Source organism: Nonomuraea fuscirosea, assembly GCF_035917475.1.
GTDB classification, from domain to species: Bacteria; Actinomycetota; Actinomycetes; order Streptosporangiales; family Streptosporangiaceae; genus Nonomuraea; species Nonomuraea fuscirosea.
This window is the reverse complement of the sequence record NZ_CP109074.1, coordinates 6,620,018-6,635,064: the sequence shown is the minus strand read 5'-3', so window position 1 is coordinate 6,635,064 and position 15,047 is coordinate 6,620,018. Positions and strand designations below refer to the sequence as shown.

Annotated in this window: 15 protein-coding genes and 1 pseudogene; 9 read left to right on the top strand and 7 right to left on the bottom strand. The window is 69.7% G+C overall.

Translation table 11 applies throughout. The annotated features are described in order from the left end of the window. Window positions 1-8 precede the first annotated feature (8 nt). Window positions 9-1,583: a CocE/NonD family hydrolase gene (locus tag OIE67_RS30390; protein ID WP_326626845.1), complete on the top strand. Its 1,575-nt coding sequence runs from the start codon at window positions 9-11 to the stop codon at window positions 1,581-1,583. Then, entirely contained in the window at window positions 1,580-3,202 is a 1,623-nt protein-coding gene (locus OIE67_RS30385; RefSeq protein WP_326626843.1) for a tannase/feruloyl esterase family alpha/beta hydrolase, read from the top strand. Before OIE67_RS30390 ends, OIE67_RS30385 begins: the two co-directional genes overlap by 4 nt. A 257-nt stretch (window positions 3,203-3,459) precedes the next feature. On the opposite strand, the gene OIE67_RS30380 is transcribed toward OIE67_RS30385, so the two are convergent. Beyond that, window positions 3,460-3,930 (bottom strand): Clp protease N-terminal domain-containing protein, encoded by a 471-nt coding sequence (locus OIE67_RS30380; protein ID WP_219912206.1) that lies wholly within the window; start codon window positions 3,928-3,930, stop codon window positions 3,460-3,462. Between the two features lie 70 nt (window positions 3,931-4,000). Then, complete coding sequence (locus OIE67_RS30375) at window positions 4,001-4,141, bottom strand: hypothetical protein (RefSeq protein WP_326626839.1); 141 nt, start codon at window positions 4,139-4,141, stop codon at window positions 4,001-4,003. Window positions 4,142-4,225: 84 nt separating this feature from the next. Here OIE67_RS30375 and OIE67_RS30370 point away from each other — a divergent pair, with 84 nt between their 5' ends. Beyond that, entirely contained in the window at window positions 4,226-4,918 is a 693-nt protein-coding gene (locus OIE67_RS30370) for a DUF998 domain-containing protein (protein WP_326626836.1), read from the top strand. Here OIE67_RS30370 and OIE67_RS30365 read toward each other — a convergent pair. The 3 genes from OIE67_RS30365 to OIE67_RS30355 are packed head-to-tail and all read right to left on the bottom strand — an operon-like array spanning window position 4,906 to window position 7,276. Next, the gene (locus OIE67_RS30365; RefSeq protein WP_326626834.1) at window positions 4,906-5,217 is read right to left on the bottom strand and encodes a hypothetical protein; all 312 of its coding nucleotides are present in this window, start codon (window positions 5,215-5,217) and stop codon (window positions 4,906-4,908) included. The two genes, OIE67_RS30370 and OIE67_RS30365, sit on opposite strands and share 13 nt — an antisense overlap. Window positions 5,218-5,252: 35 nt before the next feature. Next, window positions 5,253-5,924 (bottom strand): response regulator transcription factor, encoded by a 672-nt coding sequence (locus tag OIE67_RS30360; protein WP_326626833.1) that lies wholly within the window; start codon window positions 5,922-5,924, stop codon window positions 5,253-5,255. Continuing rightward, a complete protein-coding gene (locus OIE67_RS30355; RefSeq protein ID WP_326626830.1) occupies window positions 5,921-7,276 on the bottom strand; it encodes a sensor histidine kinase in 1,356 nt (451 codons plus the stop codon). The genes OIE67_RS30360 and OIE67_RS30355 overlap by 4 nt, the downstream gene beginning before the upstream one ends. 275 nt (window positions 7,277-7,551) lie before the next feature. Between OIE67_RS30355 and OIE67_RS30350 the strand changes: the two genes are divergently transcribed. The 5 genes from OIE67_RS30350 (at window position 7,552) to OIE67_RS30330 (ending at window position 13,537) form a co-directional block, all read left to right on the top strand. Then, window positions 7,552-8,442, top strand: a complete 891-nt coding sequence (locus tag OIE67_RS30350) for an ABC transporter ATP-binding protein (protein ID WP_326626827.1) — start codon at window positions 7,552-7,554, stop codon at window positions 8,440-8,442. Continuing rightward, complete coding sequence (locus tag OIE67_RS30345; protein WP_326626826.1) at window positions 8,439-9,512, top strand: ABC transporter permease; 1,074 nt, start codon at window positions 8,439-8,441, stop codon at window positions 9,510-9,512. The genes OIE67_RS30350 and OIE67_RS30345 overlap by 4 nt, the downstream gene beginning before the upstream one ends. Further along, window positions 9,509-10,957, top strand: coding sequence for a S41 family peptidase (locus OIE67_RS30340; RefSeq protein WP_326626824.1), 1,449 nt, complete (start codon window positions 9,509-9,511; stop codon window positions 10,955-10,957). Before OIE67_RS30345 ends, OIE67_RS30340 begins: the two co-directional genes overlap by 4 nt. A gap of 12 nt (window positions 10,958-10,969) precedes the next feature. Next, window positions 10,970-12,160 carry an alpha/beta hydrolase family protein gene (locus tag OIE67_RS30335; protein WP_326626822.1) on the top strand — a complete coding sequence of 397 codons (1,191 nt, stop codon included), beginning with the start codon at window positions 10,970-10,972 and terminating at the stop codon, window positions 12,158-12,160. A gap of 690 nt (window positions 12,161-12,850) precedes the next feature. Beyond that, a complete protein-coding gene (locus OIE67_RS30330) occupies window positions 12,851-13,537 on the top strand; it encodes an alpha/beta fold hydrolase (RefSeq protein WP_326626820.1) in 687 nt (228 codons plus the stop codon). A gap of 516 nt (window positions 13,538-14,053) precedes the next feature. Here the strand turns inward: OIE67_RS30330 and OIE67_RS30325 are convergent. Continuing rightward, window positions 14,054-14,440 (bottom strand): MmyB family transcriptional regulator, encoded by a 387-nt coding sequence (locus tag OIE67_RS30325; RefSeq protein WP_326626818.1) that lies wholly within the window; start codon window positions 14,438-14,440, stop codon window positions 14,054-14,056. Between the two features lie 19 nt (window positions 14,441-14,459). Next, window positions 14,460-14,708 (bottom strand): annotated as a pseudogene (locus tag OIE67_RS55560) (helix-turn-helix domain-containing protein); the annotation flags it as partial. Between the two features lie 114 nt (window positions 14,709-14,822). Here OIE67_RS55560 and OIE67_RS30320 point away from each other — a divergent pair. Beyond that, on the top strand, window positions 14,823-14,978 hold the full coding sequence (locus tag OIE67_RS30320; protein ID WP_326626816.1) for a hypothetical protein: 156 nt from the start codon (window positions 14,823-14,825) through the stop codon (window positions 14,976-14,978). The last annotated feature ends 69 nt before the right edge of the window (window positions 14,979-15,047 follow it).

Here is a 15,047-nt window from a genome sequence, read left to right as displayed (position 1 = left end):
GAGAGTCTGTGTTCGTGACGTACGGCCGGATCCTCGCCGCCCTGTCCACCGCGTTAACCCTGCCGCTGGCAGCACACACCCCGGCGGCCGCGCAGATCGGCCCCTCCCTCACCCACGACCAGCCGGCCACGCACGAGGTGCGTACCGGCGAAGCGACCGACCCCTTCTTCACCTACGACCGGCCAGCCGCCTACGAGGTGCGCACCGAGCGTGTCCAGGTCCCGCTGCGCGACGGCAGCCACCTGGCCTGCGACTTGCACCGGCCCGCCGCCGACGGCCGCTTCCCGGTGATCGTGTACGACTACACCGCCTATGACCAGCTCGACAGCCTCGGCCGGGCGGCCGCCTACTTCGTCGCCCGCGGCTACAACGCCGCCGTCTGCAACGCCCGCGGCTCCGGCGGCTCGCCCGGCCACCTCGACCCGTTCAGCGCCCAGGAGCAGCGCGACAACTACGACCTCATCGAATGGCTGGCCGCCCAACCCTGGTCCACCGGCAAGGTCGGGCAGATGGGCGTCAGCTACGGCGGGCACTCCTCCCTGCTCGTCGCGGTCAACAAGCCGCCCCACCTGGCCGCGATCATCCCCGTGGACGGCATCAGCGACTGGTATGAGAACACCATCTACCGCGGCGGCATCTACTCGGCCAGGATCCGCGACTGGCAGCGCTCCACCGCCCCCGACACCCTGACGACCTACGCCCAGCACCCGCTCTACGACGATTACTGGCGCGAACGCAGCGTCAAGGCCCGCTGGAAGGACCTCGACATCCCGGTCCTGCAGATCGCCGGCTGGTACGACCGCTACCGCGCGGCCATGGTGGAGAATTTCCAGGCCCGCCGCGGCAACGTCTGGCTCGTCGCCGGCCCCTGGCAGCACGGCTGGCCGGCCGGACAGCCCGCCGATATCGGCAACGGGCCCTATCTCGCCTGGTGGGACCGCTGGCTCTCCGGACGACGCGACGCCCCGCTGCCCGCCGCCAAGGTCACCTCCTACGAGATCCCCGGCCCTGGCGCCGGTACCGGGTGGAAGCGCTTGTCCACCTGGCCCCCGCGCGGCGCCCGACAGGAACGGCTCCGGCTCGGCGGCGATGGCGGGCTGACCGCCGACGCCGGCGAGCCGGCCAGTCGCCGCTTCACCGTCAACACCGACCAGGCGCCCGCCGCTCCGGACGAGCGCCTGACCTTCCATACGCGGCCCTACCAGTCGGATCTCGTGCTGACCGGCGAGATCACCGCGACGGTGCGGGCCGCCTTCAGCGCCACCGACGGCAACCTCGCCGTCGTGGCCGAGGATGTCGCCCCCGACGGCATGGCCGTCCGCATCACCCAGGGCTGGCTCAAGGCCAGCCACCGCTTCGGGCACGACCATGCCGTCCCTGTCCGCCCTGGTAAGACCTACGACCTGCGGATCCGCACCTGGCCGACTCACTACCGGCTGGCCGCCGGGCACAGTCTGCGCATCATCGTCTCCAGCGACGACTACCCCGAGATCGACTCCGACGCCCCCGAAGGCTCGGTCGACGTGCGTATCGGCCGCGGCGGTACTGACATCGTCCTCACCACTTGGAAGGAGACCCCGTGAGCCGCCTGTACGGATTCCTGACCGCGGTCGTGGCCTCGACCCTCATGGTGCTGAGCATCCCGGCGAACGCCGCAGCACGCTTCACCAGTCCCGCGGACGGCACCGGTGGTACGGCCGGCATGAGCACGGACGCCGATGCAGAAAGCAGGGCGTGCGAGGACCTGACCGGCATCTCGTTGCCGCACACCACGATCACCGTCGCCGAGACGATCCCCGCCGGTGACTACACCGCGCCCGACGGGCGCGCGCTGCCATCCGTGCCGGGCTTCTGCCGCGTCCACGGCATCGCCAAGCCGGTGCCCGCCTCCACCATCGGCTTCGAGGTGTGGATACCCCAGCAGTGGAACCAGCGGCTCCTGATGTACGGCAACGGAGGCTACGACTCCGCCATCGATTTCGCGTCCATGGGCGGCCCCACCCTGGCGGCCGGGTATGCCACGGTCGGTACCGACACCGGTCACACCGGCAACGACCCCGAGGTGTTCATCCAAGGGGCGGCCAATCCGGAAATCATCGTGGACTGGGGACACCGGGCTGTTCACGAGACGATCGTCAACGCCAAACTCGTCGTCGAGGCCTACACCGGGGCCAAGCCCCGCTACTCCTACTTCATCGGCTGCTCCACCGGCGGCCACCAGGCGCTGATGGAGGCCCAGCGCTACCCGGACGACTTCGACGGCATCGTGGCCGGTGCCCCCGGCAACAACCGCGTCGCCCTCAACGCCGGCTTCCTGTGGCAGTTCCTCCGCAACCACATCCCCGGTGACGACACCGAGCCGATCATCCCCGCCGCGAAGCTGCCGCTGCTCACCAAGGCCGCGGTCGAGCAGTGCCGGGGCAAAGACGGCGGCCGGCCCACCGAGGCATTCCTCACCGACCCGAGCCGGTGCACCTTCGACCCCGCCTCGCTGCGGTGCCGTTCCGCTGATGCCCCCACCTGCCTGACCGCACGTCAGGTCAAGGCTCTGCGGACGATGTACGCCGGAGCCCGCGACCCGCGCACCGGCAAGCAGATCTATCCCGGCTGGCCCATCGGCAGCGAGGCCGCCGTGGTGGACGCGACCGGCAGGGTCCGCTCGGGGTGGAGCGGTTATTGGGGCACCACCGAACCCGCCCGCGCCAACTTCTGGCGCTACTGGGTGTTCAACGACCCCCACTGGGACTGGTGGGACTTCGACTACCACCGCGATCTGCGCCACGCCCAGAACAAGCTGGGGCCGATCATCGACGCCACCAATCCTGACCTGCGCCCCTTCCGCCGCAGCGGCGGCAAGCTCCTCATGTACACAGGCTGGGCTGACCCGGTCGTGTCCGCCTACGACACCATCGACTACTTCCGCCAGGTGGTCCGTACGACCTCCGGTGGCCGCGCACACGAGACCGGCACGTTCGCGCGGCTGTTCCTGGTGCCCGGCATGACCCATTGCAGCGGGGGGCCCGGCCCGAACACCTTCGACAAGCTGACCCCGATCGTTCGCTGGGTGGAACAGGGCATCGCCCCGGCCAAGATCGTCGCGACGAAATTCGTGAACGACAACCCCGGCGATGGTGTCGTGACGACCAGGTCCCTCATGCCGTTCGCGTGTGAGGCAACTCCATGGAACTCGGCCGGCCGATGAGGCGCTGGGCAAGCCGGTGACCGGCTGGCGCATGTCCATCCGTTCTCGCCCAGCCATCTGCACCAACTAACTAACCGGCGACCGCGTCGCCGAGTTCAAGAAGTTCCCGGCCACCATCGACAAGACGATGCCGGCCGGCCTGGACGTCCACCTGATCTGCAGCTACGGCACTCACAAGACGTCGGCGATCGAGGCGTGGCCGGCCCGTCATCCCCGCTTTCACCTGCACGTCACCCCCTGCCTGGGATGGCGTGCGGTCAGGAGCCGTCCCGCGCGAGGCGTTGCGATACGGCCGCGTGATCCACGCCCAGCCGCGCCAGCAGCTCCGCCGCCGGGTCGGGACGTTTCAACTCCAGCAGCGCGCGCAGCAGATGCCTGGTGTCGATGTCGCGGGTCCTGGCCTTCGCGGCCTTGACGGCCTTCGTCAGTACGGCCTGGGCGGTGGAGGTCATCGGCGGGTACTTGCGGGAGGGCACTCCTAGATCGGTGACGAGGTCTCCGAGGTCGATGCCGATGGCCCGCAGGGCCTCACGGTCCAGCGCCTCCAAGGCTGCGTAGGCGGCGTCCAGATCGACCTGAAGGGCTCGTACAGAGTCCGAGCCGGTCTCGTGGAGCAGGCCGAGCAGCAGGTGCTCGGTCCCCATGCGTTTGGCGCCCCCTCGACGCGCCTCCTCCCGGGCGGCGGTGACGACGACCACGAAGGGGCTGCCGGTGAACTGTTCGAACACGGTGTCCTCACTTCCCATGCCGGGCATGCGCGGACTGCCGCGACCTGCCCAGCGCGTCACCGATCTGCTCTCATGATCGTCCCTGTCGCCGGGCGTGGGTGCCGGCTGCGGTCTTCACCTGTTCGGCCAGTGGGTGCAGCACTCCCACGACTCGCAGGCCGAGGGCCGGGTCGTGTGCTTCGATGCGCTGCGTCAGGTTTTCGACCCCCATGTCTGTCAGTTTGTCTTGACACGATCCTTCTGTCAAGTGAAACTGACAGACATCGCGTCATCGTCGGCTTCCTGGAGGCACGTCATGCTCAAACAGATCGGTTTGCTGTGCGGTGTGGTCGCCGGACCGCTGTTCATGCTCGTTCTCCTCATCCAGGGAGCCGTCCGCGACGGCTATGACCCGATCCGTCATGCGGGCAGTTCGCTGGAACTGGGCAGCAGGCTCGGCTGGATACAGCAGGCCAATTTCCTTCTGGCCGGGGTGCTCGTGATCGTCTTCGCGCTGGCCCTGCCCGGCGCGCTGCGAGAGCGCGGACGGCAGCCGGCCTGGGGGTCGCTGCTCGTCGCCCTGTGGGGAGCGGGGCTCATCGGGGCGGGCGTCTTCCTGGACGATCCGGTCAGCGGCTATCCGCCGGGGACCCCGGCACTCACCGTGCCCCCCACCCTCCACGGCGACCTGCACGGCAAGATCTCCCTCGTCGGGTTCCTGGCGCTGGCCGTCGCCTGCTTCGTGTTCGCTCGGCGCTTCGCGGGCTGGGGCGAAGGCCGATGGGCACGGTATTCGGCACTCAGCGGAATCCTGTTCTCCATCGGGTTCGTCCTGTTCGTCGCGGCCTCTCTCCAGGTGAATGGTCTGGTCGAAGTCGGCGGCCTGATCCAGCGCCTGACGGTCGGCATCGGCTGGCTCTGGCTGATGCTGCTGGCGATCCACTTCATCCGGATGCCCGGCGGCCTCCTGCGTGTGGGAGGGAACCGGGCCGCACGTCAGCATCCCTGAGCGGGTGGTTCAAGATGCCGAAGTGGCTGACCTACCGGTAGTTCGGCGGTGTACCCAGCCAGAGGGACGGAGGTGAGGTTCTCCGCGGTGGTGTAGGCGAAGCGGTCGAACGGCCCGATCTGGTCGAAGAACCGCGCGAGGTCCTCGGGGGAGGAGGCGTCGGCAGTGAGGCCGGCGGCGTTGTCGGGGAGTTCGGCGAGGGCGCGTTCGACCGATGCTGGGCGGCGGAGCCGATGACGACCCTCGCGCCGGTGGCGGCGCTTCTCTGGCCGGCGCTGATCTTGTGCGAAACCGATCATTCATGAGACACCCTGCAGCCACAGTCCGTCTCTCGTCATCCGGGGCCGCCGGGAGAGACCAGGCCGGTCTCGTAGGCGACCACCACGGCTTGGACACGATCGCGCAGGCCGAGCTTGGACAGGATGCTGGCGACGTGTGTCTTCACCGTGGCCACGCTGAGCGACAACTGGCCGGCGAGTTCGGCGTTGCTCAGGCCGGTGGCGAGCAGACGCAGCACGTCCAGCTCCCGAGGCGTCAGGGCCGACAAGTCGCGGTGGAGGGTGGGCTTCACGTTGTCGCGGCGGGCGAAACGCTCGACCAGGCGGCGGGTGATGGTGGGTGCGAGCAGAGCGTCACCGGAGCGCACCAGACGTACCGCGGCCACCAGGTGCTCGGGTGAGACGTCCTTGAGCAGGAACCCGCTCGCGCCCGCGGTGAGCGCAGCGTAGACGTAGTGGTCGAGGTCATAGGTGGTCAGGATCAGCACGCGGGTGTCCTCATTGCCGCCCGTGAGGATCCGCCGGGTGGCTTCGAGGCCGTCCATCTGCGGCATCCGGATGTCCATGAGCACGACGTCGGGCCTGGTCCGGCGGACCGCGGCGACGGCTTCGTCCCCGTTGGCGGCCTCGGCCGCCACGTCGATGCCGTTGGCGGTGAGGATCATGCGGAATCCCGTACGGACCAGTGCCTGGTCGTCGGCGATGACGGCGCGCAAGGGCTCGGTCATGCGGTCCTCCACGGGAGGCGGGCCTTGATCCGGAATCCGCCCTCGGCCGTCCGTCCGGCGTCGAGGGTTCCGCCGTAGACGGCGAGTCGCTCACGCAACCCGAGCAGCCCCCTCCCGCCACCGGTCCGGGGCTCGGCTCTGCGTGTACCGCCGGTGTCGGCCACCTCGATCTCCAGCCAGCCGCCGCCATGGCCGATCTTCACGGACGCGGCAGCCCCGGGCGCGTGCTTGATCGTGTTGGTGAGGGCTTCCTGTACGACGCGGTAGGCGGCGAGGTCGATCCCGGGGGGCAGCGGCCCGGACGGCGACACCGCGACGTCCACCGGCACTCCGGCGGCGCGGACCCGTTCCACCAGGGCGTCGAGCTGGTCGAGCCCGGGTTGGGGTTCGAGCCCGTCGGCAGGCCCGTCGAGGCGTTCGCCGCCCGGGCCGGCCAGCAGGCCCATGACATGGCGCAGCTCGGCCATGGCGGCCCGGCCGCCGGACTCGATGGCGAGCAGCGCCTGTTTCGACTGTTCCGGCTCCGCGTCCATCACGCTGCGGGCGGCGCCGGCCTGGATCACCATCACATTGACATTGTGGGTCACCACATCGTGGAGCTCGGCGGCGATCCGGGAGCGTTCCTCCGCGACGGCCCGGCGCATGGCGTCCGCCTGCTCCTGTCGCATCTCGGCGAGCCGGCGCCGCCAGAAGCGGACGAAGTTTCCGAGCACGCCGACGCTCAGCAGGGCGAAGAACGGGCCCATCCAGCCGGGCAGCGCGGGCGCGATGTCCCCGAAACCGGCGCCGAGAAGCCCGCCCGCGAGCAGCAGGCCACCCATCGCCAGGACCCGGTTGCGGCTGTGGACGATGGCACCGTACGCGGCGATCGTGCACGTCAGGACTGTGATCCAAGTCGCGTCCGCGTGTGTGGCGCGCGCCGCCACCAGCACCACCCAGAAGACGATGAGCGGGTACCGGCGCCTCACTGCCAGCGGCAACGCCGTCAGCGCCACGAGGAATGCGGGCGCCTCGTGGGATGGAAGCTGGACGAGTGGATGAGCGAAGAGCTCTGACGGGCTCTGGGGCAGGACGCGGGGAGGTGGTGTTGGACCGGCCCGGAGCCGCAGGCTCTCGATCACTCCGGGCTGCTGTGCGGCGGCTCCGATCGCTGGATACTGCGCCGCAGCGGTCACCGCGAGGACCGTCAGGGCGATCGCGACCACCACATCGGCGGCGAGCGCCCGGCGGGACGGCCGCGGAGCTCCGTCGCTGCTCCGCTCGGGCGTGTCCCGGGCCGAGCCGTCCTCGTTCAGCGGGCTGTACAGGTCGAGCACACACCGCCACCACGGCCGTCGTTCACTGGTCTCCACCGGCACATTGTCACGCCTGCCCCGTCCGCCCCCCATCGGCCGTCGTGACGAAGCTGCTGGCTCTTCAGGACTAGGTCGCGGGGATGACCTGCCGGTCCCTCGTTCACAAGCACTAGGTGATCTCGGCAGCACGGCCGAAGCGCACCGGCAGGAGCGGCGCCTAGCTTCGTTCCCGGCACCAGGCCGCGGTGCAGCCGCGGCCCCGGATGGCGGCCTCGACGATCGTGGCGCTGTTCATGACCATCCTTTCGAACCGCTGCTCAGGAGGACATAGCGTGACTTCCGTCCTGCAGGCCCAGGCGCTGGGCAAGAAGTACGGCAGCCGCTGGGCGCTGCGCGAGTGCACCATCGACATCCCTGCCGGCCACATCGTGGGGCTGGTGGGTCCCAACGGAGCCGGCAAGTCCACCCTGCTGAAACTGGCCGGCGGCCAGCTCGAACCGACCGCGGGCGGGATCTCCGTGCTCGGCGACCGGCCGGGCAGCACGCCCGCGCAGCTGGCCAAGGTCGGGTTCGTCGCCCAGGACACCCCGGTCTACGCGAGCCTGACCGTGGCCGAACATCTGCGGCTGGGAGCCCGGCTCAACCCCCGCTGGGACGGGGCCATGGCGCGTGAACGCATCGCGCGGCTCGGTCTCGTTCCCGCACATCGGGCGGGTAAGCTGTCGGGCGGCCAGCGCGCCCAGCTCACCCTCACCCTGGGCCTGGCCAAACGCCCCGACCTGCTGATCCTGGACGAGCCCGCGGCCGCCCTCGACCCGCTGGCCCGTCACGAGTTCCTGCAGCACCTGATGGAGGCCGCCGCCGAGCGCAAGCTGAGCGTGGTGCTCTCCTCCCACCTGGTCTCCGACCTGGAACGGGTCTGCGACTACCTGGTCGTGCTGGTCGACTCCCGCGTCCAGATCGCCGGCAGGACCGACCATCTGCTGGCCACCCATCACCGGCTCACCGGCCCGCGCCGCGATTCCGGCAGGCTGCCCGCCGGCCAGTACGTGGTCTCGGCCCGGCACACCGACCGGCAGAGCACGTTCGTGGTCCGTGCCGGTGATCCCACGCACGACCCCGCCTGGACGGTCAGCCGGATCAGCCTGGAAGACCTCGTGCTGGCCTACATGGACCGGCGCACCGCTGAGCACCGGCGGGTCACTCAAGAGGTGCAGGGATGATCTGGCTGACCTGGCGCCAGTTCCGCGGCTCGGCCGCGATGACGGCCGCCGTACTCCTCGTCCTCGGTATCACGCTGGCCGTGACCGGCCCGGGTCTGGCCTCCCGTTACGCCGCCGGGATAGCCGACTGCACCCCGAACGACACCTGCACCGACTTCTTCGACCGGTTCTTCGGCGAGTACCAGATCCCCTTCCTGGCCCTCACCCTCGTCGTGCTGATCCTGCCGGCGCTGGCCGGGCTGTTCTGGGGTGCTCCGCTGGTCACCCGTGAGCTGGAGGCGGGCACGCACCTGCTGGTGTGGAATCAGAGCATCACTCGGGCCCGCTGGCTGGCGGTCAAGCTCGGGCTCATCGGCCTGGTCGCCATGGCCTCCGCCGGGGTGTGCGCTCTTGCGGTGACCTGGTGGTCCGACCCCCTGGACAAGTCAGCCGTTCCGGAAATGGCGCGCATGGCTCCTGTGGTGTTCGGCGCACGCGGCATCACGCCGATGGGGTACGCGGTCTTCGCCTTCGTCCTGGGCGTGACCCTGGGCGTGCTGGTGCGCCGCACCCTGCCCGCCATGGCTGTCACCCTGGTCGCCTTCGCCGCGATTCAGCTCGCCATGCCGCTGCTGGTCCGGCCCCACCTGATGCCGCCGGTCACGTCGACGTTCGAGCTCGGCCGGACGAACGTGGAAGGCATCGTGCCGCAAGGCCGGCCGGGCGGAGCCATGCAAGTCTTCCTGAGCACGTCGGCGGTGCCTGGTCATGCGGGAGCCTGGGTCCTGTCCAGCGACCTGGTCGATCCGTCCGGACGAATCGTCGGCGGCGATCGAGCCTCGGGGCCGTCCTCGACGATCGCGCGGTCCGTCCCGGTCTCCACGACGTCGGGACCCTGCGCGCCCAGGGCAGGACTGGGCACCGACGCGTGTACAGCCGAGATCAACCGGCTCGGCTACCGGCAGCAGGCGACCTACCAGCCTCTGGAGCGGTTCTGGCCCTTCCAAGGGATCGAGACCGGAACCTACGTCCTGCTCACGCTCGCCCTCACCTGGCTCTGCTTCCGGCGGATACGGACAGGCCTGTCATGACCGCCTTCACGGCAGGCGTCAGGACCGCGACCGCCGCCCTCGCCCTCCTCCTCCTGACGCCCCTGCTGATGACGGCCTGCTCCGCGCCGGCGCCGCCGCGCGGCGACACGAGCACGGCGGCCGGTACGGTCTGCGCGCCGCCCCAGGGCGCCCCCGGCAAGGAGAGCGCCACCACGATCGACGTCATCGAGCAGGCGTACTCCTGCATCCTCGGCAACCACCACAGCGGCGCCACACTGGACGCCCGCTCCCTGCTGGCCGCCGGGTTCGCCGCTCTGGTTCAGGAGCTCAACCGCAACGGACGCGACCTGCCCGAGGCGGCTGTGCCGGCGCTGAACGGCGACCGCAAAGCCGACTGGGCCGCCTTCGAAACCGTCTACCGGAAGATCACCGATCAGGTGCCCGACCTGCGCGACAAGCTCGCCGTCGCCACCCTCGAAGCCATCGTGGCCGCCCTCGATCACCACGCCTCCTGGGCGCACGATGTCCAGCAGCCGCCGGACTACTATGACGGCGACGGCTACGGCCTGGGTCTCGAGGCGAACGTCGACGCTTCGCAGGCGGACGGCAACCTCGACGCCGCCGTACCGCCGCTGTTCGTCACCTCCGTCCAGGGCGGCGCGGCGCAGGCCGCCGGGCTGCGCCCGGGCGACGTCATCGAATCGATCAACGGCTCGGCGCCCTTCATCGACCACAAGGCCACCCCCGCGATCACCGCCCTCTACCCGCAGTACCCGCAGGCGCGCCCGGTCCGGCTGCGGCTCCTGCGGCAGGGCAGCGGCCGCCGCTGGAGCGTGACGCTCAAGCCCGGCCTCTACCAGCGGGATCTGGCCGCCCTGCAGGTGGTGCGGTCGAAGCTGCTGGACGACGACATCGCCTACGTACGGGTGACCGGCTTCGTGGCCGACTCGGCGGACCGGATCCTGCGATCGATCTCCCGGCTGCGCAAGGGCCGGACACTGTCCGGCGTCGTGCTCGACCTGCGCGGCGCCAGCAGTAGCGGCGGCGGCTCCACGGAAGCGACCCGGCTGCTGAGCGCGTTCGCCCACGGCAAGATCACCGCCTATCACTGCACCGCCGACGACACCTGCCAGAGCCTGCGCACCGACGACACCGTCGTACTGCTCGGCCTGCCGCTGGTAGTGCTCACCGACCGCGGCTGCGCCTCGGCGTGCGAGCACTTCGCCTCCGCGGTCAAGGACCTGAGGGCCGGCCTGCTGGTCGGCACACGAACTGCCGGCATGATCACCGGGCCGGCGCAGCCGTACCTGCTCGCCGACAACACCATCCTGAGCCTTCCTGACAAACACCACCTGGGCCCGAACCGTGAGGTCATCGACCGGATCGGCGTGCCGCCCGACCACCACGTGCCCCTGACCCCCGCAGACGCGGCCGCCGGGCGCGACCCCGCCTTGGCCAAGGCCCTGACCCTGCTGCACAAGTGAAGGGACCTTCCGATGAGACACCTCTTGGCAGTCGCCGCGGGGCTGGCCCTCCTCGCCGCGTCCGCCTGCTCCGCGCCCGCCCCGCCCAGAGCCGCTGCCGGGTCACCTACGCCGGCCGGCCCTGCCACCCTGCCCGCCCCCACCGGCCCCCACCTGGTCGGCACCACCGTCCTCTACCTCAAGGACACCTCCCGCCCCGACCCCTGGAACCTCGACGCCAAAGCCAGAGAGCTCAAGGTCACCCTGTGGTACCCGGCCAAGCACCGCGACGGGCAGCGCGCTCCGTATATGACGCCCAAGGAATCCGAGCTCCTCTTGAGAGGCACCGGAATCGCGAGTGCGCCGTACGACACGCTGAGCAAGACCCGGACGAACGCCATCAAAGACGCCGAGCCCGCAGGCAAGACACTACCGCTGGTGGTGCTCTCTCCCGGCTTCACCAAGCCGATGAGCACTCTCACCTCGCTGGCCGAGGATCTGGCCGGCCGCGGCTACGTCGTGGCCGGCATCGACCACACCTACGAAAGCTACGCCACCACCTTTCCCGACGGGCGCATCGCCGAATGCCTCGCCTGCGACAGCAACTCCGATCCTGGCTTCGGCGCCGGACTGGTTCAGGGCCGGGCCGCCGACGTCTCGTTCGTGCTCGACCAGCTGCCCTCGAAGTGGGACGGTTCCAGCCGGATCGACCGCTCCCGCATCGCCATGGCCGGCCAGTCGATCGGCGGGTCCAGCGCCATGGCGACCATGCTCGAAGACCCCCGCGTGCGGGCCGGAATCGACATCGACGGCACCGCCTACGCCCGGATCCCCAAGAGCGGCTTCTCCCGGCCGTTCATGTTCCTGGGCTCGGCGCAGCACATCTCCGGAGGCTCCGCCCCCACGTGGGACCGCGACTGGAAACTGCTCACCGGCTGGAAACGCTGGATCGTACTGTCGGGCACCGAACATCAGTCCTTCACTGACACCCCGCTGCTGGCGGACGCCCTCGGCATCACACCTACCGCTGGCGTCCTGCCAGCGGCGCGCGCCGCCGAGCTCACCCGCACCTACGTGGCGGCCTTCCTCGACCAGCACCTGAAGTTTCAGCGGCAGTCCCTGCTGGACAAACCGTCCTCGCGCTACCCCGAGGCCAAGTTCTGCCCCGCCACCTGCGCTCCATCCGGAGGCCCAGCCGTCCCTGAAGCCCTCAGGGGATCCTGAAGACGCCGAATGCCTGCCTGGCCCAGTGCCGCGAGATCGCCCACGCCCACCAAGGCACGCTGAGCATCGAGGACCCCGGCCAAGGAGCTTGCCTGGTCCTGCGCATGCCCCTGATCACTAACGGTTGCGAAGGAGTGAAACGCCTCTAGCAAATGATCAGTGCGGGCAGCGCTCCGCATGCCCAGCCAAAAGCGGAAATATCATTCCACCAGTTCACAGACGCCCCCGAAGCGATACCGCAGATCAACGGCATGACTCCGGTGCCGAGTTCGTTGCCGGCGAGGACTCCGCGGCCGCCGCGGTGGTCACAGAATCCGCAGGTCAGCGTTTGGGCGGCCATACGCAACCGCTCTTGAGGGCCTCCGCTCGGGTCCGTGCCACCAGCCGCAAAGTAGCTGTGAGTAACCAGGGACTCTCGGACGGCTTGACATCAATGCTGTTAGCGAGCAACGCGACCTGCCGAAACGTCCCCGCCACCGTTGTCGCGGCGGCGAGCGCCGGACTCATCCCCGAACGCCCGGACCGAAACTCGCGGTCGGGCACCGCAGCCGTCACCCACTGTGGCCTGCGGCAACGCTCTACTTTGGGGCTCATCGCCAGACCCGAGCGGAGGGCCTGCACCACGGCCTGCAGCAGCCGAGGGGCGGAATTGGGTTGCAGTGGCGGCCGCCGGGCCGGGAGAGTGCCACGATGGCGGAGATTCTTCTGTTGCCCGGTGGTGGGCGGAGGTCCACGGACTGGCGGCTCGCTGCGCCGCTGCTGGAGGCAGCAGGGTTACGCACCGTGGCGGTCGACTTGCCGGATCTAGGCTCGTGGTCCTGGGCCGGAGCCGTCGAGTCCGTGGGTGAGGCGATCAACGACCACGGCATGGAGCATCCGGCAGTGGTCGGGCACTCGCTGGGCGGCATCGTCGCGGCCTTGTGGGCCTCAGAGCACCCCGAGTGCCCGCTCGCGGTGAATCTGGACGGGCATACCAATCCCACCGGTCCCTTCGACGGAGTCGACCCGGTCGGTGCCGTGCGCACGATGCGCGCGTTCCTCGCCGAACAGACGGCGGGCGATCCGGAGATGACTCACTTCATCGCGCGGATGGACGCGCTCGACCTCATCGCCGTCTACCGGGCGGCCCGCTGTCCCCTCCTCGTCGTCTCCTCCAGCGGCTCGGACCTGAGTGCGATGTTGCCCCCGGCCGTCTCGGTGGCCTTCGACGCCTACGTCCGCGGCTTCGCTCGCGAACTGAAGACGGCCGCCGCGCATACTCCGCTGCTCTCCCTCGCCGACCTGGCCACCGGCCACGACATGCACCTGGAAGCCCCGCACGAAGTGGCGCGCCTCATCCTCGGCCACCTGAGCTCCGGCCACCGTCCGACCCCGTAATCGTCGGCTCCCTCCCACCATGGCTGAAGACCATCCAGCGCCCGCTTCCGCGTGATCACGGCGGAGCGGGGAGCGGGCGCTGTCATTTCTGACCAACATGTCGCCTCGTGTCGATCTTTAACCGCTGTCAGAACTCACCTGCAAGCGCTGCCCGTTGAGACCAACAAAATCATGCCGGTCTGCCCCACCTGCAAGTCCTCCTTCCTGCAGGTCGCCTGCACCGGGTGTGAGTAGTTGAGGTAGAGGAAATCCCGGCGAGATTGATCTCGCTGCGGTTCTCCACTCCTGATGAGGCCGGGGTGTGCTGCATACGGCAGCGGTCCCATCCCCTTCGGGTTCGGGCCAGGGGCCGAAGGGACCGTGTCCCCCGGGGCCGGTGGCGGCGAGGAGGCCGGGATCCTTCCAGCGGTGCAGCGGCACGGGGATCACTGTGCGTTTCCACTTGAAAGGTTCCCCACGACGCGAAGCGATTGACAGGGGATCGTGAGCCGCCGGTCGGCCGACGCGCGGGGCGGATCAGTTGCGCGTGCCGGCTGGTGGGCCGACGGCGGTGGTGAGCTGGAGTTTGGTCTCGTACTCGCTGCCCGGCGTGGCGGTCATGATGACGATCTTGAGCTCGGTGTCGCCGTCGGTCAGGACATCGCAGTCCACCGTGACCGGGCCCACCGACGGGTGGTCGACCGTCTTGCGGACCTCGCGGTTCGCGGTCACCTCTCCCGTCGCCCACAGCTCGGCGAACCTCTCGTTGCCTGCGCTCAGGTCGCGGATCAGCGCGGCCAGGCGACTGTCCCGGGGGAAGCGGCCGGTGGCGCGGCGCAGGTCGGAGACGAGGGCGGCGTCGGTGGTGTCGGGGTCCGTATCGGTGACCGGCCACAGCACGAGGGGGGTGTGATCGGCACCCACCGGGAACCTGGTCCCGCTCGGCGGTGGACAGCTGCGGGGCGCGTGCCAGGGACGCCACCACCGACTCTGAGGGTGTCGTGGCCCGCCCCTGCTCCAGGCGCACGACGTAGTCGACCGACACTCCGGCCAGGTCAGCCAGTTCCTCGCGCCGCAGCCCGACAGCCCGGCGCTTGCGGACGACCGGCAGCCCGGCGGCCGACGGGGCAAGCCGGTTCCGCCACGTGCGGATCGCCGGGCCCAGTCCGGTTCCAGGGGGCGTCGTCGTCATGCTCTTCATTCTCCTGCATCCCCAATCACATGCGAGGGCGCGGGGGTGGTACTGGTCTTCCCACCGTCGAAGCGTCCCTGGTTCGGCTCCCTCGTCCAGGCAACCATCGAAGGCATGACGATCACTTTCATCACCGGAGCCAACAACGGTCACAGCGGCTCCCAGACCGTCACCGAGGGCACGGACGCGATCGTCGCCCTCGCCACCGAGGGGCCCGGCGCCGGCACCGGACGCTTCATCGACCGCCATGGCGAGATCGCCTGGTCCTGACACCGGCGGTGCCGGGTCACCGGCTCCCTGCACACCGAACTGACCGTGGCCGAAGGAATCAACCGCGCC

Bases quoted from the DNA above. Each gene is read 5' to 3' on its own strand.
- OIE67_RS30375 (WP_326626839.1), bottom strand. From the start codon at position 4,141: ATGGGGGTCGAAAACCTGACGCAGCGCATCGAAGCACACGACCCGGCC.
- OIE67_RS30370 (WP_326626836.1), top strand. From the start codon at position 4,226: ATGCTCAAACAGATCGGTTTGCTGTGCGGTGTGGTCGCCGGACCGCTG.
- OIE67_RS30365 (WP_326626834.1), bottom strand. From the start codon at position 5,217: ATGATCGGTTTCGCACAAGATCAGCGCCGGCCAGAGAAGCGCCGCCAC.
- OIE67_RS30360 (WP_326626833.1), bottom strand. From the start codon at position 5,924: ATGACCGAGCCCTTGCGCGCCGTCATCGCCGACGACCAGGCACTGGTC.
- OIE67_RS30345 (WP_326626826.1), top strand. From the start codon at position 8,439: ATGATCTGGCTGACCTGGCGCCAGTTCCGCGGCTCGGCCGCGATGACG.
- OIE67_RS30340 (WP_326626824.1), top strand. From the start codon at position 9,509: ATGACCGCCTTCACGGCAGGCGTCAGGACCGCGACCGCCGCCCTCGCC.
- OIE67_RS30335 (WP_326626822.1), top strand. From the start codon at position 10,970: ATGAGACACCTCTTGGCAGTCGCCGCGGGGCTGGCCCTCCTCGCCGCG.
- OIE67_RS30330 (WP_326626820.1), top strand. From the start codon at position 12,851: ATGGCGGAGATTCTTCTGTTGCCCGGTGGTGGGCGGAGGTCCACGGAC.
- OIE67_RS30320 (WP_326626816.1), top strand. From the start codon at position 14,823: ATGACGATCACTTTCATCACCGGAGCCAACAACGGTCACAGCGGCTCC.